The following is a 20973-nucleotide window of genomic DNA, read 5'->3' on the forward strand; positions in this document are numbered from 1 at the left end:
GTCAGCCGGGTCCGTCGCGGTCGGCTCCCGAGAAGAGATCGCCGCACTCCAACGCGACGGCGCCGTGCCGCGCGAGGTAGTCGCGGGCGCCGGAGTCGCCGGTGAGCGTTGCCGCGAGCGGCCGCCAGTGCGCGCTGCCCAGCAGCACCGGATGACCGGGGCGACCGCGGTAGGTCGCCCGCGCGAGCACCGCCGGACCGACGGGGGAGTCCCGGAGGACGCGCTCGCCGACCGCGGCGGGTTCGTCCGGCAGATCGACGAGCGTCACCAGGGCGGCGTCGCCGTGCGCGGCCCGCAGCCCGGTGCGCAGGGAGGCCGACAGCCCCTCGGCCCAGTCCTCCGCGACGACGACGCCGGCGCGCTCCGGGACCAGGGGCCGCGCCTCCTCGGCCCCGGCGCCGAGCACCACGAGCACGCTCCCGCAGCCCGCGGCCCCGAGGCGCGCCACCGCACGCTCGACCCAGCTCACGCCCTCCGCATCGACCCGCAGCGCCTTCGGTCCGCCCGCCCGGCGGCCGGCGCCCGCGGCGAGCACCACCCCCACCACGTCCATCCGACCATCGTGCCGCACGCCCGGCCCGACGAGGAGACCGCATGACCGACCCCACCACCCTCCGCGACGCGCTGCTGGCGTGCCTCGCCGTCCCGCGCTGGGCCGACGAGGTCGCCGCGGGCGCGCCCTACGCCTCGACCGAGGCTCTCTCCGACGCGGCCGACGCGAGCGCGCGCACGCTGACCGCCGACGAGGTGGAGGCGGCGCTGGCCGACCACCCCCGGATCGGCGAGAAGCACGCGGGGACCGGACGCTCCTCCGACTTCTCCGCCGCCGAGCAGGCGTCGAGCCTCTCGCCGGATGAGGCGCTGGCCGAGCGGCTGCTGGCCGGCAACCGGGCCTACGAGGAGCGGTTCGGGCGGGTGTTCCTCATCCGCGCAGCCGGACGCGACCGATCGGAGATCGTCGCCGAGCTGGAGCGCCGGCTCGCCCTCGACGAGGAGACCGAGCGCGGGATCGTCGCCGACCAGCTGCGCGAGATCACGGTGCTGCGGGTGCGGGCGCTCGGCCCGGAGACCGGCGCCGTCGTGGAGGCGGGTCGATGAGCGCGCACCGCAGTCACGTCACGACGCACGTGCTCGACGCCGTGCTCGGCCGGCCGGCGCAGGACGTGCCGGTCGCGCTCCAGGCGCGACGAGGATCCGGCTGGGAGCCGGTCGCGAGCGCGCGGACGGACGCCGACGGCCGCGTGGCCGAGTTCGGACCTGCCGAGCTGCCCGCGGGGATCTACCGCGTCGTCTTCGACACCGCCGCGTACTTCGAGCGCTCGGGCACCGAGTCGTTCTACCCCGAGGTCGTCGTCGCGTTCCACCTCGAGGACACGGCCGCGCACTTCCACATCCCGCTGCTGCTCAGCCCGTTCGCCTACTCGACCTACCGGGGGAGCTGAGCGTGCAGCTCCGGGAGCTCCTCGACGCACCGACGCTGCGGATCCGCGCCGTGCACACCACCGAGGAGGCGCTCGCGCGCGAGGTGAACTGGACCTTCACCACCGATCTGCTCGACCCGCGCCGCTACCTCGCGCGCGACCAGCTCGTGCTCACCGGCATGATGTGGCGGCGCACGGCCGAGGACAGCGAGACCTTCGTGGCCGCGGTCGCCTCCTCCGGCGCCGTCGCGCTGCTGGCCGGCGAGGGGCTCCTGGGCTTCGTGCCCGACGACCTTGTCGCCGCCTGCCGCGCGCACGGGGTCGCGCTGTTCGCCGTGCCGGCCGACGTGTCCTTCGCCTCGATCACCGCGCACCTCTCCAATGCGCTGGCGGGCGATCGGGTCGCGCGGCTGACCGCCGGGCTCGCGCGCCAGCGGCAGCTGCTGACCGAGGTCTACCGCGGGCAGCTGCTCGACGAGCTGATCGCCCGCACCTCGACCGAGCTCGGGCGGCCGGTGCGGGTGCTGACCGCGACCGGGCGCTCGGCCGCCGCGACCGCGGACCCGCTGAGCAGCGACGAGGTCGACCGCGTCGTGCACGCCGCGCTGACCACGCGCCGCACCCCGGTGACGGTGCCGGACGCGCACGGAGGAGTGCTGTCGATCCTCGCCGTCGCGGGAGCGGAGGAGCACCGCGCCGCCTCGTGGTTCGTCGTCGTCGCCGGTGACTGGAACGAGTGGCACCCCTCGCTGCTCGACGCGATCACCGAGCTGACCGGCGTCATCGGGCTCTACCGGCTGCAGCGCGAAGCGGCCCTGCTCGCCGACGCGGCGCTCGCCGACCGGCTGCTCGAGCTGATCGAGGAGGACAGCGAGCAGCCCGAGACGGCGGTCTACCTCCGCCAGCTGGGCCTCGGCGGCGTCGAGCGCTTCGCGGTGCTGGCGGCGGCGGCGGACGGCGACGGCGAGCTCGCGCGAGCCGTGATCACGGACGCGGTGGCGCACCTGGGCCGGGCCGTGGTGGGGCGCGATGCCGACGGCGCGGTGGCGCTGGTCCCAGTGGCGGACGACGAAGCCCTGGCCGTCGTGACCGCGGCGCTGCGCCGGGCCGGTGCGGCGCTCGACGGAGCGGTGCTGCGGGTCGGAGTGAGCGCGCCGAGTCCGCTGGCCGCGCTCGGTGGGGCGCTGCGGTCGGCGCGGTACGCGCTGCGGCTGCCGTCGGCGCCGGGCGACGCGTCGCCGGTGCGGATCGGGACGGCGGGCGAGGTGACCTCGGCCGTGCAGCTGCTGAGCACGGTGCCCGACCACCTGCGCGCGGTGTTCGTCGAGCTGGTGCTCGGCCGGCTGCTCGAGCACGACGCGCGCTACAACTCGCAGCTGGTGGCGACGCTCTCGGCGTTCCTCGACTGCGGCGGCTCCTGGGTGCGCGCGGCCGAGCAGACGCACCTGCACCTCAACACGGTCCGCTACCGCATCGCCCGCGTGGAGGAGCTGACCCAGCGCGACCTCTCGAACACGTCGGACCGCGCCGACCTCTTCCTGGCGCTGCGGCTGCGCTGAGCGTCCCTGCTCATGCTGATCGAGTAGGGCGCGAAGCGCGCGTATCGAGATCCGCCGGCGTCTGCACGCGTGGGTCTCGATACGCCCCTGGCGGGGCTACTCGACCAGCATGAAAGGGGCGAGGATCCGGACGTCGGTGCACTCTTTCTTGCTGGGTGCACTCTTTCTTGCTGATCGAGTAGCGCGCGCAGCGCGCGTATCGAGATCCGCTGCGTTTGCACGCGTGGGTCTCGATACGCCCCTGGCGGGGCTACTCGACCAGCATGGAGGCTCGCCCTCGGGGGGTCCTCGACGTATAGGCGCTGCGGCTGAGCCGGCCTGCTCAGGAGGCGTCGCGGTCGACGACGGGTTCGAACCAGGCCTGCAGCTCGACGAGTCCGTCCGGGTACTCGGCCGCGCGTTCGATCGCCTCGTCGGTGAGGACGGTCATCCGGACCGTGAAGACCGGGTCGGGATCGTCGCCGCTCGTCTCGCTCGGCTGCCAGAGGCTCGAGGACAGGACGGTCTCGGCTGCGGCGAGGACCGGGTCGACCTGGGCGCGGTCCAGGTCGTCGGCGGTGATGTCCGTCTGCAGGACGCAGAGTGCGCCCGGGTAGGCCGTGGCGAGATCCGCCGCGACGACCGCGGGGTCGGCGTCCGCCGCGACGGACAGCAGTGCGATCTGCGTGCTGTGGTCGACGAACGTCTGCGCGTTGCCGAGCACGGCGCGCGGGTGCGCCTGCTGGTAGGCGGCGGCCTCGTGCAGCCCGAGCGCCGCCATCGACCGCCAGCCGCCCGCCGGAGCGGTGCAGCCCTCGGGCTGCGGGACGGGCTGGGCGTCGGAGTAGGCGATCTTCTCCTCGTCCGTCGCGAAGCTCGGAGCCGGCGTCGGCGCGGCGGTCGGCGTGCTGCTGCCCACGGGGACGTACCGCTCGCCGTCGGCGCTGACGAAGTCGAAGGAGCGTCCCGAGAGGCGTCCGACCACGTAGGCGGGGATCGTCTCGACGCCGTCCTCGGTCCGCGGCCGGAACCCCTGCGCCGCGCTCTGCGAGCGGAGGTCGTCGGGTGCGATCCCGGTGAGGGAGAGCCCGTCCTCGCACGGGGACGGTCCCATGGTGAAGCCGGGATCGCCGTCGAACGGGCAGAGGCGCATCGCGTCGCCGGTGAATCGGACGTCGACGGCTGCCGCGACCAGGTCACCGGCGCTGGGCGCGGCGCTCGCGTCGGGCGTCGACGCCGGTGTCGGAGACGACGCGCAGCCGGCGAGCACGAGGCCCAGCAGCGCGGAGGCGAGAACCGGGGCGAGTCGACGGGTCATGGCCCGACGCTAGCGCGCTGCTCCGCCCGGGGACAGGATCATCGGGATCACGACTCGAGCGGAGACCGCGTGGACGGGGACGACGGCCCGTCACTCCGCCGGAGCGACGACGCGGCGGCCCTGCACGTGGACCGCCGCGATGGCGGGCTCGCGCAGGCCCAGGAGCAGGGCGAACAGCAGCTGGGCCGTCGCCTCCTCCGGATCGTCGGCGCGGACGCCGAGGGCGAGGACCTCCGCGAGCGGCTCCCAGCGGTGGGGCTCGATGCGGAGGAAGTCCGCGTCCTTGCCGAGGTCGAAGTTGCCGAAGCGCTCCTCCATGTCCAGCGCCCGCGCACCGGCCAGCGTCGCGGTGAAGAGCAGCTGGGCCGGGTGCAGCGCGATCGACGCGTCGCCCTCCTCCGACAGGTGCACCTTGAAGGCGTCGTTCGCCACCCGCGCGAGCAGCCACTCGTCGCCGGCGCCGATGTCGCTGCCGAGCGCGATCGTCACGCCCGCCGCAGCGGTGCGCCGCCACGGCATCGTCCCCGAGCCGAGGAACTGCTGCGAGGTCGGGCAGTGCGCGATCGAGGTGCCGGTCGCGGCCATCCGGTGCAGCTCCGCGTCCTGGCAGTGCACGGCGTGCGCGAGGATCGTCCGCCGGCCGAGCAGCGAGGACCCGCCGCGCCGCGAGCCGGGCAGGAACAGCCCGTCGTAGGTGTCCAGGTAGCTGCGGGTGCCGAAGCTCGCGAGGACCGCCGCTATCTCGCCGTCGCCCGGCCGGTCGTTCTCGTTGAGGTGGCTGTGCACGTACACGCCGCGGTCGCGGACGCCGTCGTAGAGCTCGCCGAGCCCGGCGAGCGTCGTCGGGCTCACCGACAGCGAGAAGCGGGGGACGATCGCGACCTGCTGCAGCGCCGTCGAGGGGTCACCGGTGTCGACCGCGTGCCAGCGGTCGATCTCCTCGGCGACGAGCGCGAGCGCCTCGTCCTCGCCGGTCAGCAGCGCCGCGGCCGACGGCGGCCCGACCGTCTGCAGTCCGCGACCGGACACCGTGCGCAGCCCCGCCTCGACACTCCGCTCGAACAGCGCGTCCTGCGCGTGCGGGAACGCCGAGCCGAAGACCATCGCCGCGGTCGTCCCGGCGCTCACCCGTCGCCGGGTGAAGGCCCGCGCGATGCGGCCGGCGAACTCCTCGTCGGCCAGCCGCGACTCCGCCGGGAAGATCGCGGTGTCGAGCCACTCGAGCAGCTGCCCGCCGCCGAACGCGTCGGTCGAGTACGTCTGCGGGAAGTGCAGGTGCGTGTCGACGAAGCCCGGCAGGAGGAACGCGCCCGCGTCGCCGGTGACCGGCCAGTCCGCGTAGTCGCGGGGGAGTGCGGCGTGCGGTCCGACCCAGAGGATCGTCCCGGTGTCGCCGACGACGAGCGCGCCGTCCGGGATCGACACCAGCGCGTCCGCGGCCGTCTCGACGGTGGGCCGGCCGGCCACGTGCAGGACGTGGCCGCGGTGCACGCCGCGCCGGCCGGCGCCCTGACCGGACCCTCCGCTCACACCAGTCCCGAGTACGCGTACCAGGCGGGCCCGGCGTCCGGCGCGTCGTCGCGGGTGACGGCGGCCTGGATGAGCCCGTAGGGCCGGTCGGCGGCGTGGTAGACCTCGTTGTCGTTCTCGACGCCGAAGGGCGAGAGGTCGTAGAGGAAGTGGTGCTTGTTCGGGGCCGAGAGGCGCACCTCGACGATCTGCGGGAACTCCTCCAGCACCGCCTTGCCCATCTCGAAGAGCGTCTGCTGCAGGGCGAGCGAGTGCACGGTGGCGAAGCGGCTGATCATCAGCGCCTTCACTCCGGCGTAGACGGCCTCCCAGTCGCTCGCGGCGATCTCCTCGTCGCTGAGGGCGAAGCGCCACTTCGCGACCAGCGAGGTCGCCATCACGCGGTCCCGGGTCGGCGGGAGCACCGTGTACGGGTCGGTGAGGAAGCCGTGGAACTCCGAGCCGGTGGACTTGAGGATCGTCAGGTCCTTGAAGCCGCCGGTGATCCAGACCTGCTGCGCGTCGCCGGTGCCCTCGACGGTGACGGAGGCGGTGCGCACCTCCTGGCCCTTGCGGACCCAGGTGTGGTCGTGCTCGGCGCCGTCGACCAGGACGCGCTCCCAGGCGAACTCCTCGATCTCGATCCGCGCGCCGTGCACGGTCTCGGTGCCGTCGACGAAGTGCCGGGCCAGCTCGAGGCCGTACGCCTCGATCGAGCGCAGCCCCTTCTCCTTCGCGAAGGAGTAGGCGGTCTGCTTCTGGGTGTCGGTGGGGAGGACCGCGGACTGGTCGCCGGTCAGGTGCGCGGCCGCGAAGTCGCCGCGCAGGGCGGTCGAGACGTTCACGTCGTGGATCTCGTGCCGGGGGCTGTCGCGGTAGATCCGGACGACGCGGTTCTCGGCCTTCCCGTACTGGTGGTCTCCGAGGATGATCGACATGTCCGCTCCTGTTCGCGTTCGGTGGTTCGTGGGGCTCCGCGGGGGCCGCGGTCGCGCGGCCGAGCGGTGCCCGTCTGCCAGGATGCCGCGCGCGGCGAGCCCGTCGCACCGGCGGAGCGCTCAGCGTCCGGCGCCCGCGTCACCCGAGTCTTGTGCGATCCGCCCGGAACCGCGCCCGGAACCGCGGGAGTTCACACGGCGGAAACGTGACCGGAACACGCGGCCCGGCCCCGTCGCTCCGACTCCGCTTCCGGTGACGGGTCAGGGCCGGTCGAGCAGCCGGCCGACCGGCGCCTCGCTGCCGCCCGTGACCCGGACTCCGCCGACCCAGGTCGCCGCGACGGCGCCGCGCAGCACGCGGCCGTCGTAGGCGGAGACCTTGTTCTTGTGCGAGAGCGCGTCGACGTCCACCGGCGACGCCGCCTCCGGCTCGAAAGCGACCAGGTCGGCGTCCGCTCCGGCCCGCAGGAGCCCCTTCTGCCCGAGCCCGGCGAAGGCGGCGGTCGCCGTCGACATCCAGGCGACGACCTGCTCCAGCGGGATCCCGCGCTCGCGCGCGCCCGTCCAGACCGCGCGGAAGCTCAGCTCGAGCCCGGAGATCCCGCCCCAGGCGAGGCCGAAGTCGCCGTCGTGCGCGAACTTGAGCGCGGCGGTGGCGGGGGAGTGATCGGAGGCGATCAGGTCGATCGTTCCGTCGAGCAGGCCCTTCCAGAGCAGCTCGCGGTTGCGCTCGTCCCGGATCGGCGGGCAGCACTTGAACTGCGTGCCGCCGTCGGGGATCGTCTCGGCGTCGAAGGTGAGGTAGTGCGGGCAGGTCTCCGCGGTGATCCGCAGCCCCTCGGCCTTCGCCTCCCGCAGCAGCGGCAGCGCCTCGGCGGAGGAGAGGTGCAGGATGTGCGCGCGCCCGCCCGTCTCGCGGACGGCCTGGATCACGCTGGCGATCGCCGAGTTCTCCGAGGCGGGCGGCCGGGAGTCGACGAAGTCGTCGTAGGAGGTGCCGCCGCTGTTCGCGCTCGCCTCGAGCTCGTCCGGATCCTCGGCGTGCACGATCAGCAGGCCGTCGAACGCGGCGATCTCGCGCATCGCCGCGAAGAGCTGCTCGGTGCTGAGGTGCGGGAACTCGTCCACACCGCTGGGCGAGAGGAAGCACTTGAAGCCGAAGACGCCCGCGTCGTGCAGCTCGCGCAGGGTGCCGAGGTTCTCCGGGATCGCCCCGCCCCAGAAGCCGACGTCGACGAGCGCCTGGGGCCCGGCCGCGGCCTTCTTGGCGTCCAGCCCCGTGACGGTGGTCGTCGGCGGGATCGAGTTGAGCGGCATGTCGATGATCGTGGTGACGCCGCCGGCCGCTGCCGCACGAGTGGCGGAGGCGAAGCCCTCCCACTCGGTGCGGCCGGGCTCGTTGACGTGCACATGGGTGTCGACGATCCCCGGCAGCAGCACCTGGCCGGCGGGGAGGACGACCTCCTCGAGGGTCTTCCAGGGGGCGTCGATGTCGCCGACGGCGACGATGAGACCGCCCGCGACGGCGACGCTGGCGGGCCGCGTCCCGTTCTCGGTGAGGACGGCGGAGGAGCGGATCACGAGGTCGAGCGAGGGGGAGTCGTCGGGCATGGGTTCGACCATATACTCGGCATGTTTCCCGCGTGTGAGCGCCCGCCGGCCGCACGACCCGGCTCCGCGCCCTCCCGCCCGTCGACGTCGGAGGCCGCCGTGCTCGAACTCGCCGTACCGCTCCTCGCGCGCGTCGAGGCGGGCGAGAGCGTCGCCGTGGTCACTGTCACGCACGTCTTCGGCTCGGCGCCGCGCGCCCTCGGCTCCTCGATGGCGGTCGACGCGGCCGGCAGCGCCATCGGCTCGATCTCGGGCGGCTGCGTCGAGGCCCAGGCCTACGCGCTCGCGCAGGAGGTTCTCGGCTCGGGCGGCTCCGGCTCCGAGCACTTCGGCTTCGACGACGAGGCGGCCTTCGCAGCCGGTCTCTCCTGCGGCGGGCAGCTGCGGGTCTTCGGCCACGTCGTCGACGCGAGCTCGGGGGCCGTGCTGGCCGAGCTGCGGGCAGCGCGGGCCGGGCGGCCGGCGGGACTGGCGATGATCGTCGGCGGGCCGGACGCGCTCGTCGGCCTGGTGCTGACCGGCGCGACCCGCGCTCAGGACGTGGTGGGGCCGTCGCTGGACGAGGACACGGTGCGCCGGATCCTGGCCGAGCGGGCGGCGCGCCTGGCCTCGGGCCGCTCGGCGACGGTGGAGATCGCCTGCCAGGGCGTCGAGCTCGAGGTGACCTACGTCGTCAGCGCCGAGAAGCCGCGCCTGCTGATCTTCGGCGCCGTCGACTTCTCCGCGGCGCTCTGCGCGGCCGGGGCGCTGCTCGGCTACCGGGTGACGGTCTGCGATGCGCGGCCGGTGTTCGCGACGGCGGAGCGGTTCCCTGGCGCCGACGAGGTCGTGGTCGACTGGCCGTCCGACTACCTCGCGGCGACGGAGGTGGACGAGCGCACGGTGATCGCGGTGCTCACCCACGACGAGAAGTTCGACGTGCCGCTGCTCGAGACGGCGCTGACGCTGCCGGCCGCCTACATCGGCGCGATGGGCTCCCGGCGCACGCACGAGCGGCGGCTGCGGCTGCTGCGCGAGGCCGGGGTGGCGGAGGAGTCGCTCGCCCGGCTGCACTCGCCGATCGGCCTGGACATCGGCGCGTCGACGCCGGAGGAGACGGCGGTCTCGATCCTCGCGGAGGTGCTGGCGGTGCGCGCCGGGGCGTCCGGGGCGCCGCTCGCGGGGCGGTCGGGGCCGATCCACACCTCGCGCTGACGGACGGCACGCATCCTGCCGGGTCGGGCCGAGTGCTGCCATGACGGCGGCGGCTCTGCCGCCGGAGTCGGATCGTGCCAGGGACTCGGTGCCGAGCGGCCGCGGTGCGACCATGATCGCGCTCCGCCGCCCACCCTGTCTGCACGATGATCAAGGAGTCCCCATGTCCGCAGCCACGCGCCCCTCCGCCTCCTCCCGCCGCGACCGGAGGCGGCGTCCGTCCGTCGCCGCGGCGCTCGCGCTCGCCGCCGGTCTGGCGGGGTGCCTCGCGCCCGCCGCGCTCGCCGATCCGGCCGTCGAGGTCCCCGCACTGACGAGCGCGGTGCAGTCCGCTCTCGGAGGCCCGGCCGTCGACGCCTTCGCCCTGACGGGCCCGGCGAAGAGCTTCGACGTCACGGGCACCGGCGGCGGCGTCGATCCGGCCGCGTCGGCGAAGGCGGGCGCACCGGCTCCGTCGAGTGCTGCCGCGGGCCCCGACTCCGGCGCTTCCGGGGAGGCGACCGCCGGCCCCGGGCTGACGGTGACGACCCGGGCCCGTTTCGATGTCGCACCCTACGGAGCAGTCGGGCTCGGCACGCCGATCACCGTCGCCTACACGTTCACGAACACGGGGACCGTCCCGCTGGACGAGGTCGGTCCCGATCGGGTCCGGCTGGACGTCCAGGAGAGCCGGGCCGCCTTCGTGACGGGCCGCGTGGTCACCGCGGACGACCTCCGGTCCGGCGTCGTGACGCTGTCGAGCTCGTGGACGGTGCGGACGCCGACGGGCTCCTACACCACGCCGACCAGCATCGAGAGCATCCCCCTCCCCGGGACGCTCGACTAGCGACCGCCGTCGGCGCCCGCCCGATCGTCCACTCCCGGCGGTGCCGCGGCGATCGGGCGGTCGGCACCGGCCGGGAAGGCCGCGTTCCACTGCGTGCCCGGCCTGCAGGAGGCGCTCGTCGGGCAGTGATCCTGACGGCCCGATCGGATCCCGCCAGGAAATGGACAGGGAGCGGTGCGCGGTTCGATGCTGTCATCGCTCCGCTCCGCTCCGCTGCCCCGGCCGGCCGGGTCCTCCCGACCGCCTCTTCGTTCAGCCCTTCCGCACGACCATCAAGGAGTCCTCATGTCACCGCGCCGTCCCGATCCTGCCCGCGCTAGCGTCCGGCGAACGAGCCTTCCGGCCGTCGCCGCGTCCCTCGCTCTGACCGCAGGTCTGGTCAGCTGCATCGCCCCGACCGCTCATGCGGAGGGCCGCGCCCCGGCCGTGCGGAGCGATGTCGCCACGAGCTCGGCCGCCGTCGAGGAGCGCCCCGCTCTGAACGTCGTGACCACGGGAGCCTTCGAGGTCCGGCCGGGTCGATCGGTCACCGTCGGCACCCCTGTCGTCTTCACCTACCGATTCACGAACACCGGGAACGTCCCGCTCGACGACGTCGGTCCGGGCCACGAGCACCTGGAGGTCGGCTGGTCCTACGAGTTCGTCAGCAGGGGACGCACCGTCGACGCGGAGGACCTCGAGCGGGGATACGTGACCTCCTCGCGTGCGTGGGCGCCCCGGACACCGACGGGCTGGTACGTCTCACCGACGTTCACCTTCCATCTGCCCATCCCTTCCAGCAGCCGGTAGCCCCGGCGTTCGTCACCCAGGAGGCCTCGTGTCTCTCCGTCCTCCTCGCCCGCCCGCTCCGATCGGCGGATGACCGTCCGCACCCCGACGCGCTCCTGGCAGGCTCCGCCCTTCCCGGCGTACCTCTTCACCCGCTGAGCGGCCGCTCGACCCGGGGCGCGCCGGCCCACGGAAACCACCGCGAAACACCGCGCTGCCATGCTCGGGGAATGCAGCGTCATGTCATCACCGGAGCCCACGTCGCCACCGTCGACGCCGCCGGGGCCGAGCACCCCGGCGGCCACGTGGTCGTCGACGACCGGCGGATCGTCGCCGTCGGCGCGGGGGAGCCGCCCGCCTGGGCCCTGGACGGCCGCGCGCCGACCGGGCTCCCGTCCGCGGAGCCGGTCGTGCTCACCCGGGTCGACGGCCGGGGCCACCTGCTGACCCCCGGACTCGTCAACACTCACCACCACCTGTACCAGTGGCTGACCCGCGGCTGGGCGCAGGACTCGATCCTCTTCGACTGGCTCGTCGCGCTGTACCCCGCCTGGTCGCGGATCGACGCGGATCTGACCCGGTCCGCCTCACTCGGTGCGATGGGGGTGCTCGCCCGCTCGGGCTGCAGCACCGTGGGCGACCACCAATACGTCTTCCCGCGCGGCTCCGGCGACATCGTCGGCGGGATCGTCGACGCCGCCACGACCCTGGGTCTGCGGCTGCACGCGACGCGCGGCTCGATGGACCTCGGCGAGTCTCAGGGCGGGCTGCCGCCGGACTTCGCGGTCGAGACCACCGCGGCGGCACTGCAGGCCAGCGGCGAAGCCGTCGAGCGGTACCACGACACCTCGTTCGACGCGATGGTGCGCGTCGCGATCGCGCCGTGCTCGCCGTTCTCGGTGACGCCGGACCTGCTGCGCGAGTCGGCGGTCCTCGCCCGGCAGCTCGGCGTGCGCCTGCACACGCACGGCTCCGAGACGGTCGAGGAGGACGCCTACACCCGCGAGGCCTTCGGGATGTCGCCCACGGACTACCTGGAGTCGCTCGGCTGGCTCGGCGACGACGTCTGGATGGCGCACGGCGTGCACCTCGACGACGACGCGATCGCGAAGTTCGCGGCTACGGGCACCGGAGTCGCGCACTGCCCGTCCTCGAACGCGCGGCTCGCGGCGGGCATCGCGCCGATCCCGCAGCTGCTGGCGGCCGGGGCTTCGGTCGGGCTCGGCGTGGACGGGGCAGCGTCGAACGAGTCCGGGCAGCTCGGCTCCGAGATCCGCGCGGCGGTGCTGATGAACCGGCTGCGCGCGGGCGCCGACCGGATGAGCGCCCGGCAGGCGCTCTCGATCGCGACGATCGGCGGTGCCCGGGTGCTCGGGCGCCAGGACGAGATCGGCTCGATCGAGGTGGGCAAGCTCGCCGACCTGGCGCTCTGGCGGATCGACGGGGTCGAGCACGCCGGCATCGCCGACCCGGTCGCGGCGCTCGCGCTCGGTGCGCAGCCGCCGCTGACCCTGCTGCTCGTCAACGGGCGGCCCGTGGTCGCAGACAGCCGCCTCGTCACCGCGGACGAGGACGCGATCGCCCGCGAGGTCGCCCTCGCGAGCGCGGAGCTGGCGTCGCGCGTCTGACGCCTCGGCGCGGTGTGCTGAGGACGGCGGGTCTCGATACGCCGCTCCGCGGCTACTCGACCCGCATGGGTGCGCATGCTGATCGAGTAGGCCGCGGAGCGGGCGTATCGAGAGCCACGCCCGTTCGTGGGGCGGTCTGCAGACACCGCGTTCTGGCGGTGGTGGGTCTCGATACGCCCCTGCGGGGCTACTCGACCAGCATGGTTCGCCGAGGCCGCGGCCGCGGCCGCGGTCGGCGCGAGGCGCGTGCGGGGTCAGCCGGGGGGTGCGCCCGCGTCGACCGTCGGCACGGGGGCCGCGTCGGGGTGGAGCAGGCGCCAGACGCGGTCGCGGGAGATCGGCAGGGCGTGCGGCCGGACGCCGACGGCGTCGCGAACGGCGCTGGCGAGGGCGGGGGCCACCGGGTTGTAGGGCGCCTCGCTCATCGATTTCGCGCCGAACGGGCCCAGGTCGTCCGCCGTATCCGCGAAGTAGACCTCGGTCGGCGGCACGTCGGCCATCTGCGGGATGTGGTAGTTCCGCAGGATCGCCGTGGTCACGGTGCCCTCGCCGTCGAGGATCACCTCCTCGTACAGCGCCGAGCCGATCGCCTGGGCGACGCCGCCCTCGACCTGCCCGCGGAGCTGCGCCGGATTGATCACGAAGCCCGCGTCCACCGCCTGCACCGACTGCAGGATCCGCACCTCGCCGGTCGGCGCGTGCACCGCGACGCGGAAGCCCTGCACGTTGAACGCGAGCGACCGCTGCGCGCCGTCCTCGCTGCCGGTCGCCGACACCGGTCCGCCGGCCGCGAGCACCAGGTCCGCGTAGCTCACCCGGGTGCCGTCGGCGGCGAGGAGCCCCTCGTCGTCCGGCTCGAACTCGCTCCCGTCGTGACCGGTGAGCCGCTTCGCCAGCGAGCGCAGGTCGGCGAGGAGCCGCAGCGCCGCGCTGTACACGGCCTTGCCGGCCACCACCGTCCCCGCCGAACCGAACGCGCCAGTGTCGTACCGCGCCGCAGCCGTGTCCGACTGACGGATCCGCACCCGGTCCGCCGAAGCCCCGAACGCACTCGCGACGAGCTGCGTGTGCACGGTCGTCGTCCCGTTGCCGAACTCCGCGGTGCCGACTCCGATGGTGAGCACGCCGTCGGGGTCGACCGAGACGGTCGCCTCCGAGAAGTGGCCGCGCGGAGGCAGCGTCGCGATCATCGCCACCGCCATGCCGCGCCCCGTGCTCCAGCCCGGTCCCTCGGGGGCAGCGGCCCCCGTCGCGCGGTCGAGCGCCGCCTCCGCGAGATCGAGGCACTGGTCGAGCCCGTAGGAGGCGAAGCCGATGTCGTCGCCCTCTACGTGGGTCACCACGAGCGGCTCGCCGGGCTTCACCGCGTTGATCCGCCGCAGCTCGAACGGGTCGATGCCCAGCTCGCCGGCGAGCTCGTCCATCGCCGACTCGATGCCGAAGATCACCTGGCCGAGTCCGTAGCCGCGGAACGCGCCCGAGGGCAGGTTGTTCGTGTAGACGGCCTGCGCGTCGACGCGCTTGTTCGGCGCCGTGTAGGTCGCGACCGACTCCGAGGTGCCGTGGAACATCACGCCGGGGCCGTGGTTGCCGTAGGCGCCGGTGTCGGAGAGCACGTCGACGCTCAGCGCGGTCAGCCGCCCGTCGCTGCGCGCGCCGAGGGTCACGTCGACCCGCATCGGATGCCGGCAGGGCGCCATCGTGAACTCGTCGGAGCGGGTGAACTCGAACTGCACCGGCCTCCCGGTCGCCAGCACAGCCAGCGCGACGACGTCCTCGGTGAGGATCTCCTGCTTGCCGCCGAAGCCGCCGCCGACCCGCGCGGTGAACACCCGCACGCTCGCGGGGTCGCGGTCGAAGATCCGCGCGATCTCGTCGCGGACGAGGAACGGCACCTGGGTGGAGGTGCGCAGCACCAGCTCGTCGCCCTCGAGCCAGCCGATCGTGCCGTGGGTCTCCAGCGCGGTGTGCGCGACGCGGGAGGTGGTCCACCGGCCCTCGACGACGACGTCCGCCTCGGCGAGGCCGGCGGCGACGTCGCCGTACTCGCCGTGCAGCTCGGCGACCACGTTCGAGCCGGGGTCGGCGATGCGCGAGGCGATCGGGTCCTTGTCCGCGTGCAGGAGCGGGGCGCCCGGTGCGCGCGCCTCCTCCGGGTCGAAGACCGCGGGCAGCAGCTCGTACTCGACCTCGATCGCCCGGCAGGCGGCCTCGGCCACTCCGACCGACTCGGCGACGACGACAGCGACCCGCTGGCCGCGGAAGCGCACAACGGTGTCGAGCATCCGGGTGTCGTCCGGGTCGTCCAGTCGCGACTCGTGCCGCGCGGTGGAGTAGAGGATGTCCGGCACGTCCGCGGCCGTCAGCACGGCGACGACGCCGGGCATCGTCGCGGCGACCGCGGTGTCCATCGAGAGGATGCGGGCGTGCGCGTGCGGGCTCTGCAGCACCTTGAGGTGCAGCAGCCCGGGCACGGCGACGTCGAGCGTGTACGGCTCCTGGCCGGAGACGATGCGGCGGCCGGCCGGGGCGCCGAGCGAGCGGCCCACCCGTGACTCGTCGGCGGAGGTGCGCCCGGTGCGGCGCACGGGGGTCAGCCCGGTGGGCGGCTCGCAGACGTGCTCGGACACCGCCTCGCGGATCGGCCGGTAGCCGGTGCAGCGGCAGAGGTTCCCCTTCATCAGCCGCGGGAGGTCCTCCTCGCGCGCCCCCTCGAGGGCGCTCGCGGTGACGACCATGCCCGCCGTGCAGAAGCCGCACTGGAAGGCGGCGTGGTCGACGAACGACTGCTGCACCGCACCGGGCTCCTCCGGAGTGCCGAGTCCCGCGGCGGTGGTGACCTCGCGCCCCTCCATGCGGTGCGCGGGGTAGAGGCAGGAGTGGAAGGGCGTGCCGTCGACGAGCACCGAGCAGGCGCCGCAGTCGCCGGCGTCGCAGCCCTTCTTGACCTCGAAGTGCTCGTGGTCGCGCAGCAGCGTCCGCAGCACCTGGCCGGGGCGGGGCGACGCGTCGACCGGCTCGCCGTTGACGGTGAATCTCATGCGGCGCCTCCCGCGGTCGGGTTGGTCTCGCCGCTCGTCGCCGGTTCGCCCGTTCCGTCCAGCTCACCGCGGATCTCCTCGGCCAGCACGCCCACCACCGCGCGCCGCCAGTCGGCCGCGCCGTGCGGATCGGTGAACCAGGTCGCGATCGCGCCGAGCGCGGCGTCGAGCTCCTCGGACGTCGGGAGCTCGGCCCATCGCAGCACCTCGGGCCGGATCGTCGCGGCCGTCACCGTGAGCACGAACCCACCGTCGGCGTCCACCCGGCCGATGACGAGCGCTCCGGAGCGCCCGAGCGGCGACAGCGCGATCTTGCGGTACGCGGTCCGCGCCGCCAGCGCCCGGCGCGGGAACTCGACCGACCGGATCACGTCGCCGTGCCCGAGCGCGGTCGTCATGTTGCCGGTCACCAGCTCGGCCACCGGCACGAGAGCGTCGGAGCCGTCCGCGCGCCAGACCAGGGCCTCGGCGTCGAGCGCCGCGGCGAGGCTGATGATCGGCCCGGCCGGGAGTGCGTTGGCGATGTTGCCGCCGACCGTCGCGACGTTCCAGATCTTGAACGAGCCCAGCAGTGCCGTGCAGCACTGGAAGAAGAGCGGGTGCGCGGGCCGACCGCCGTCCGGCATGGCCGACAGCTCGGCGAGCGTGCAGGTCGCCGCGATCGACAGGCCCTCGGCCGTCTCGCGGTACGGCTCCCAGCCGAAGCCCTGCAGGTCGAGCAGCTCGTCGAGGTGGTCGTGCGGGAGCGAGAACACCCAGGAGCCGCCGCCGATCACCGCGGTGCGCGGACCCATCCCGGCCAGCTCGGCGCGCTCGCGGACGACGCGCACGCGCTGGATCGTGTTCAGGTCCATGCCGCGCCCTCCGCTCCGTGCGCCGACGGCGCGCTCCGTCCAGTGAACCCCAGACGTGTGACGCTCGTGTTTCCGAGCCCGCCGCGGAGGCTCAGCCGAGCGACGCGACCCACTCCGAGCTGCCGTCGACGAACGACTGCTCCTTCCAGATCGGCACGGTCGCCTTGATGTCGTCGACCAGCGCCGCGCAGGCCTCGAAGGCCGCGGCGCGATGGGCGGAGGCGACGGCGCAGGCGAGCGCGAGGTCGCCGACCACGAGGTCGCCGACGCGGTGCACCGCGGCGACGCGCACCTCCGGGAACCGCTCGGCGATCCGCCGGGCCGAGGCGAGCAGGGCGGCAGGCGCCTCGGGGTGCGCCTCGTAGGAGAGGCGCAGCACCCCGCGGCCCTCGTCGTGGTCGCGGACGATCCCGGCGAAGGTGACGACGGCGCCGTGGGTCGGCGACTCGACGGCGTGCTCGCACTCGTCGACGGTGACGGGGTCGCGGGCGATCCGGGCCAGGGCGACGGGATCAGCGGACATGATCGCCCCCGCCCAGCTGGTCCAGCACGTGGCCGATGATCGGCTCGAGCACCTCGATGCCGTCGCGGACGCCGCCGGGAGAGCCGGGCAGGTTCACGATGACGCTCCGGCCGCTGACCCCGGCGCGCCCGCGGCTGAGCACCGCGGTGGGCACGTGGCCGGCCCCGCGCGCGCGAATCGCCTCGGCGAGTCCGGGCAGCTCGCGCTCGAGCAGCGGCGCGGTCTGCTCCGGAGTGACGTCGCTCGGTGCGACACCCGTGCCGCCGGTGGTGATCACGACGTCGATGCCGGCCGAGAGGGCGTCGGAGATCGCCTCGCCCACCGCGTCGCCGTCGGCGACGACGACCACGCGGCCGCTCCAGCCGCGGCTCTCGAACCAGGTCAGCAGCGCCGGACCGGTGCGGTCCTCGTAGACGCCCGAGGCGGCGCGGGTGGAGGCGACCACCGCGACCGCGGTGCGGCTCACGACCGGCTCCACGAGCCGCTCCTGCCGCCCTCTTTCGCCAGGACGCGGATCCCGGTGATGACGGCGCCGCGGTCGACGGCCTTGATCATGTCGTAGACGGTGAGCGCAGCGACGCTGACGGCGGTGAGCGCCTCCATCTCGACGCCGGTGCGGCCGCTCGTGCGCACGCGCGCCTCGATCCGGACGCGGTCGTCGCCGGGCTCGAGGTCGATGTCGACGCCGTCGAGCACCAGCGGGTGGCAGAGCGGGATCAGCGCCGAGGTGGCCTTCGCGCCCATGATCCCGGCGATGCGCGCGACGCCGAGCGCCTCGCCCTTGGGCAGCTCGCCCTGCGCGAGGAGGCGGACGACGTCGGGGGTCGTCTCGACGAACCCCTCCGCGACCGCGACCCGCGAGGTGACCTGCTTGCCGCCGACGTCGACCATGTGCACGGCGCCGTCGCCGCGGACGTGGGTCAGCTCGGTGCCGTCGGCCGTCCCGCCGCTTCCGGTCGTGTCCGTCGTGTCAGTCATCGATCCTCCAGATCTCGACCGTGTCTCCGGTCGCGGCGTGCTCGGTCCCGATCGGGACGTGGATCAGCACGTTCGATCGAGCGTAGGACGCGAGCAGGTGCGAGCTCGGGCCGCCGACGGCGTGCACGAGCCCTTCGTCGTCGAGGGTGCCGCGCCGGATCTGGTGCAGGTGCCCGGGGGAGTCGAGCGGCGTGGCCAGCCGGGCGCGCAGCCGCGGGCGCTCGGCCGGCAGCCGGCCGGCGAGCGAGCGGAGCACGGGCCGCAGGAACAGCTCGAACGAGACCAGGGCGCTGACCGGGTTGCCCGGCAGCGACACGATCGGCAGGTGCAGGTCGTCGCGGACCCGGACGAGCCCGAGGCCCTGCGGTCCGCCCGGCTGCACGGCGACGTGGCCGAACTCCGAGCCGGCCGCACCGAGCGCGTCGCGGACGACCTCGTAGGCGCCCGCGCTGACACCGCCGACGGTGATCGCGAGGTCGGCCTCGGCCGCGTGCGCGTCGAGGAGCGCGAGGAGGTCCTCCGGCCGGTCGCTGCCGCAGGGCACCACGATCGGCAGGCCGCCGGCCTCGCGGACCGCCTCGGCCAGCAGCGAGCCGTTGGCGTCGTAGATCTGCGCGTCCTCGAGCTCCGAGCCGGCCGCGCGGATCTCGTGCCCGGTCGGCACGACCAGCACGCGGACGCGGGCGAGCACCTCGACCTCGGTCAGGCCGAGCGAGGCGAGCAGGCCGTAGTGCGCGGCGCGGAGGACGGTGCCGGCGGGCAGCGCGAGCTCGCCCTGCTTGGCGTCGCTGCCCCGGGCGCGGACGAAGGCCGCCGCGACGACGGGGCGCGAGAACGCCACCTGGGCGTCGGTGCTGCCCGGGGCGGGGAAGCGCGGGGGGTCGACGGTCTCGATCGCGACGACGGCGTCGGCCCCGGCCGGCAGCGGCGAGCCCGTCATGATCGGCACCGCGGTGCCCGCCTCGTGCCGAGGAGCGCGGTCGCCGGCCGGGATCGGCGCGGCCACGGGCAGCGAGACCGGGCTGCCGGCGCTCGCCGCGGCGAGGTCCGCCGCGCGCACCGCGAAGCCGTCCATCTGCGAGTTGTCGAAGCGCGGCAGATCCAGCGGAGCGTCGACCGAGCGCGCGAGCACCCGGCGGTCGTACGCGCCCGGGTCGGCCGCGACGGCGGCGGGAGCGAGCGTCAGCGTCTCGCGGGCGCCGCGGGTGGCCAGCGGCGAGAGCAGCGCGCGCACACGGGCGGCGTGCAGATCGATCGAGGTCATCGGGTCCTCTCGGAGGTCCTGGCCGGCGAAAGCGCTCCTGACGGCGCGGGGCGTTCCTGACGGGGCGGAGGCGTTCCTGACCGGCGGCAGGGACGTCTCCATCTTGCCCGCTCCGGCCCGGATCCGGCGCGTAGTCTGTCCGGATGAGCACAGCACTCGGGATCCCCGGCATCCGGCCCCGCCCACGCGGTGCGGTCCTCCCGGCCGAGCGGCCCGAGACCCCGCTGCTGCTCGACAGCTACGGCCGCGTCGCCGACGATCTGCGCATCTCGCTGACCGATCGCTGCAACCTCCGCTGCACCTACTGCATGCCGGCCGAGGGCCTGCCGTTCCAGCCGCCCGCCTCGCTGCTGAACCGCGAGGAGATCGTCCGCCTCGCCCGCATCGCCGTCGAGCAGTTCGGCGTCCGTCAGATCCGCTTCACCGGCGGCGAGCCGCTGCTGCGCAAGGACCTCGTCGACATCATCCGCGACGTCGCCGCGATCGAGCCGCGCCCCGAGATCTCGCTGACCACCAACGCGATCGGCCTCTCCGGTCGCGCGCAGTCGCTCGCCGACGCGGGCCTGGACCGGGTGAACGTCTCGCTCGACTCCATCTGCGCCGAGACCTTCGCGAAGGTCACCCGCCGCCCCTTCCTCGACCGGGTCCTCGCCGGCATCGACGCGCTCGGCCCCGCCGGGCTCAAGCAGACCAAGATCAACGCGGTTCTGCTGCCCGGGATCAACGACCACGAAGCGCCCGAGCTGCTCGCCTGGGCGCTCGCCGGAGGGCACCAGCTCCGCTTCATCGAGCAGATGGCCCTCGACGCCGACCACGGCTGGGACCGCTCGACCATGATCACGGCGGCGATGATCCGCGACCTGCTCTCGGAGCGCTTCGTCCTCACGCCGAACGCCGCCCCCCGCGACGGCGCGCCCGCCGAGCTCTTCGACGTCCGCGCGATCGGCTCCGACGAGCTGCTCGGCACGGTCGGCATCATCGCCTCCGTCACCGAGGCGTTCTGCGGCGACTGCCGCCGCACCCGGCTCACCGCCGAGGGCGGCGTCCGCAGCTGCCTCTTCTCCAACGAGGAGACCGACCTGCTCGGCGCGATGCGCTCCGGCGCCGACGACCACCACGTCGCCCAGCTCTGGCGCGGCGCGATGTGGGCCAAGCCGGCCGGCCACGAGATGAACCGGGACGGCTTCGTGCAGCCCGAGCGCACCATGAGCGCGATCGGCGGCTGAGCGTGCGCGTCCGCTACTTCGCCGCGGCGAAGGCCGCCCTCGGGCGCGCCTCCGACGAGCTCGACGGTGTCGCCGACCTGGCCGCCCTGGAGGTCTCGCTCGTCGCCTCCGCGCCGTCCGCCGCCGATGTCCTCTCCCGCTGCAGCTACCTGGTCGACGGCGTCTCGACCACCGACCGCGCCACGCCGCTGCCCGCGGGCGCCGCGGTGGACGTCCTGCCGCCCTTCGCCGGCGGCTGACCCCCGCGCCTCTCGCCGTTCTGCAGGCTCCTGTCCGTTGTGCAGGCTCCTGTCTGTTGTGTAGCCTCCTGCCCGTTCTGCAGGAGATCTCGGCTCC

20 protein-coding genes are annotated in these 20973 nt (G+C 74.3%); 9 read left to right on the forward strand and 11 right to left on the reverse strand.

What is annotated here, in order from left to right; translation table 11 throughout:
• Position 1 precedes the first annotated feature (1 nt).
• Positions 2-553: a nucleotidyltransferase family protein gene (locus C1I64_RS04410; RefSeq protein WP_127886319.1), complete on the reverse strand. Its 552-nt coding sequence runs from the start codon at positions 551-553 to the stop codon at positions 2-4.
• Between the two features lie 41 nt (positions 554-594).
• On the opposite strand from C1I64_RS04410, the gene uraD reads away from it, so the two are divergent.
• From uraD to C1I64_RS04420, 3 genes are read left to right on the forward strand one after another with little or no spacing between them, the layout of a single operon-like run.
• Positions 595-1098, forward strand: coding sequence for a 2-oxo-4-hydroxy-4-carboxy-5-ureidoimidazoline decarboxylase (gene uraD, locus C1I64_RS04415; RefSeq protein WP_127886320.1), 504 nt, complete (start codon positions 595-597; stop codon positions 1096-1098).
• Positions 1095-1442 (forward strand): hydroxyisourate hydrolase, encoded by a 348-nt coding sequence (uraH, locus tag C1I64_RS19970; protein ID WP_164874437.1) that lies wholly within the window; start codon positions 1095-1097, stop codon positions 1440-1442. The genes uraD and uraH overlap by 4 nt, the downstream gene beginning before the upstream one ends.
• A 2-nt stretch (positions 1443-1444) precedes the next feature.
• Entirely contained in the window at positions 1445-2980 is a 1536-nt protein-coding gene (locus C1I64_RS04420) for a helix-turn-helix domain-containing protein (RefSeq protein WP_164874438.1), read from the forward strand.
• A gap of 322 nt (positions 2981-3302) precedes the next feature.
• Here the strand turns inward: C1I64_RS04420 and C1I64_RS04425 are convergent, their stop codons facing one another.
• The 4 genes from C1I64_RS04425 to allB all read right to left on the reverse strand — a co-directional run bounded on the left by C1I64_RS04425 (position 3303) and on the right by allB (position 8335).
• Positions 3303-4277, reverse strand: a complete 975-nt coding sequence (locus C1I64_RS04425) for a hypothetical protein (RefSeq protein WP_127886322.1) — start codon at positions 4275-4277, stop codon at positions 3303-3305.
• A 90-nt stretch (positions 4278-4367) separates the two neighbouring features.
• On the reverse strand, positions 4368-5807 hold the full coding sequence (locus tag C1I64_RS04430) for an amidohydrolase family protein (RefSeq protein ID WP_208645083.1): 1440 nt from the start codon (positions 5805-5807) through the stop codon (positions 4368-4370).
• Positions 5804-6724, reverse strand: coding sequence for a factor-independent urate hydroxylase (gene pucL, locus C1I64_RS04435; protein WP_127886323.1), 921 nt, complete (start codon positions 6722-6724; stop codon positions 5804-5806). Before pucL ends, C1I64_RS04430 begins: the two co-directional genes overlap by 4 nt.
• 261 nt (positions 6725-6985) lie before the next feature.
• Entirely contained in the window at positions 6986-8335 is a 1350-nt protein-coding gene (gene allB / locus C1I64_RS04440) for an allantoinase AllB (protein ID WP_127886324.1), read from the reverse strand.
• A gap of 99 nt (positions 8336-8434) precedes the next feature.
• Here allB and C1I64_RS04445 point away from each other — a divergent pair, with 99 nt between their 5' ends.
• From C1I64_RS04445 to C1I64_RS04460, 4 genes are all read left to right on the forward strand, one after another.
• A complete protein-coding gene (locus C1I64_RS04445; protein ID WP_127886325.1) occupies positions 8435-9529 on the forward strand; it encodes an XdhC family protein in 1095 nt (364 codons plus the stop codon).
• A gap of 163 nt (positions 9530-9692) precedes the next feature.
• Positions 9693-10355 (forward strand): hypothetical protein, encoded by a 663-nt coding sequence (locus tag C1I64_RS04450; protein WP_127886326.1) that lies wholly within the window; start codon positions 9693-9695, stop codon positions 10353-10355.
• Positions 10356-10781: 426 nt separating this feature from the next.
• Positions 10782-11144 (forward strand): hypothetical protein, encoded by a 363-nt coding sequence (locus C1I64_RS04455; protein WP_127886327.1) that lies wholly within the window; start codon positions 10782-10784, stop codon positions 11142-11144.
• A gap of 209 nt (positions 11145-11353) precedes the next feature.
• The gene (locus C1I64_RS04460; protein ID WP_127886328.1) at positions 11354-12751 is read left to right on the forward strand and encodes an 8-oxoguanine deaminase; all 1398 of its coding nucleotides are present in this window, start codon (positions 11354-11356) and stop codon (positions 12749-12751) included.
• Positions 12752-13005: 254 nt separating this feature from the next.
• On the opposite strand, the gene C1I64_RS04465 is transcribed toward C1I64_RS04460, so the two are convergent.
• From C1I64_RS04465 to C1I64_RS04490, 6 genes are all read right to left on the reverse strand, one after another.
• Positions 13006-15792 carry a molybdopterin-dependent oxidoreductase gene (locus tag C1I64_RS04465; RefSeq protein ID WP_127886329.1) on the reverse strand — a complete coding sequence of 929 codons (2787 nt, stop codon included), beginning with the start codon at positions 15790-15792 and terminating at the stop codon, positions 13006-13008.
• The gene (locus C1I64_RS04470; protein ID WP_127886330.1) at positions 15789-16646 is read right to left on the reverse strand and encodes an FAD binding domain-containing protein; all 858 of its coding nucleotides are present in this window, start codon (positions 16644-16646) and stop codon (positions 15789-15791) included. Before C1I64_RS04470 ends, C1I64_RS04465 begins: the two co-directional genes overlap by 4 nt.
• Before the next feature lie 91 nt (positions 16647-16737).
• Complete coding sequence (locus tag C1I64_RS04475; protein ID WP_123703271.1) at positions 16738-17169, reverse strand: molybdenum cofactor biosynthesis protein MoaE; 432 nt, start codon at positions 17167-17169, stop codon at positions 16738-16740.
• Positions 17159-17635, reverse strand: a complete 477-nt coding sequence (locus C1I64_RS04480; RefSeq protein ID WP_123704769.1) for a MogA/MoaB family molybdenum cofactor biosynthesis protein — start codon at positions 17633-17635, stop codon at positions 17159-17161. The genes C1I64_RS04475 and C1I64_RS04480 overlap by 11 nt, the downstream gene beginning before the upstream one ends.
• A complete protein-coding gene (gene moaC / locus C1I64_RS04485; protein ID WP_127886331.1) occupies positions 17632-18147 on the reverse strand; it encodes a cyclic pyranopterin monophosphate synthase MoaC in 516 nt (171 codons plus the stop codon). The genes C1I64_RS04480 and moaC overlap by 4 nt, the downstream gene beginning before the upstream one ends.
• Positions 18140-19411 (reverse strand): molybdopterin molybdotransferase MoeA, encoded by a 1272-nt coding sequence (locus C1I64_RS04490; RefSeq protein ID WP_127886332.1) that lies wholly within the window; start codon positions 19409-19411, stop codon positions 18140-18142. The genes moaC and C1I64_RS04490 overlap by 8 nt, the downstream gene beginning before the upstream one ends.
• Before the next feature lie 143 nt (positions 19412-19554).
• On the opposite strand from C1I64_RS04490, the gene moaA reads away from it, so the two are divergent.
• A complete protein-coding gene (moaA, locus tag C1I64_RS04495; RefSeq protein ID WP_127886333.1) occupies positions 19555-20637 on the forward strand; it encodes a GTP 3',8-cyclase MoaA in 1083 nt (360 codons plus the stop codon).
• Between the two features lie 2 nt (positions 20638-20639).
• Positions 20640-20876, forward strand: a complete 237-nt coding sequence (locus C1I64_RS04500) for a MoaD/ThiS family protein (RefSeq protein ID WP_208645085.1) — start codon at positions 20640-20642, stop codon at positions 20874-20876.
• The last annotated feature ends 97 nt before the right edge of the window (positions 20877-20973 follow it).

The organism is Rathayibacter festucae DSM 15932 (genome assembly GCF_004011135.1).
Lineage (GTDB): Bacteria > Actinomycetota > Actinomycetes > Actinomycetales > Microbacteriaceae > Rathayibacter > Rathayibacter festucae.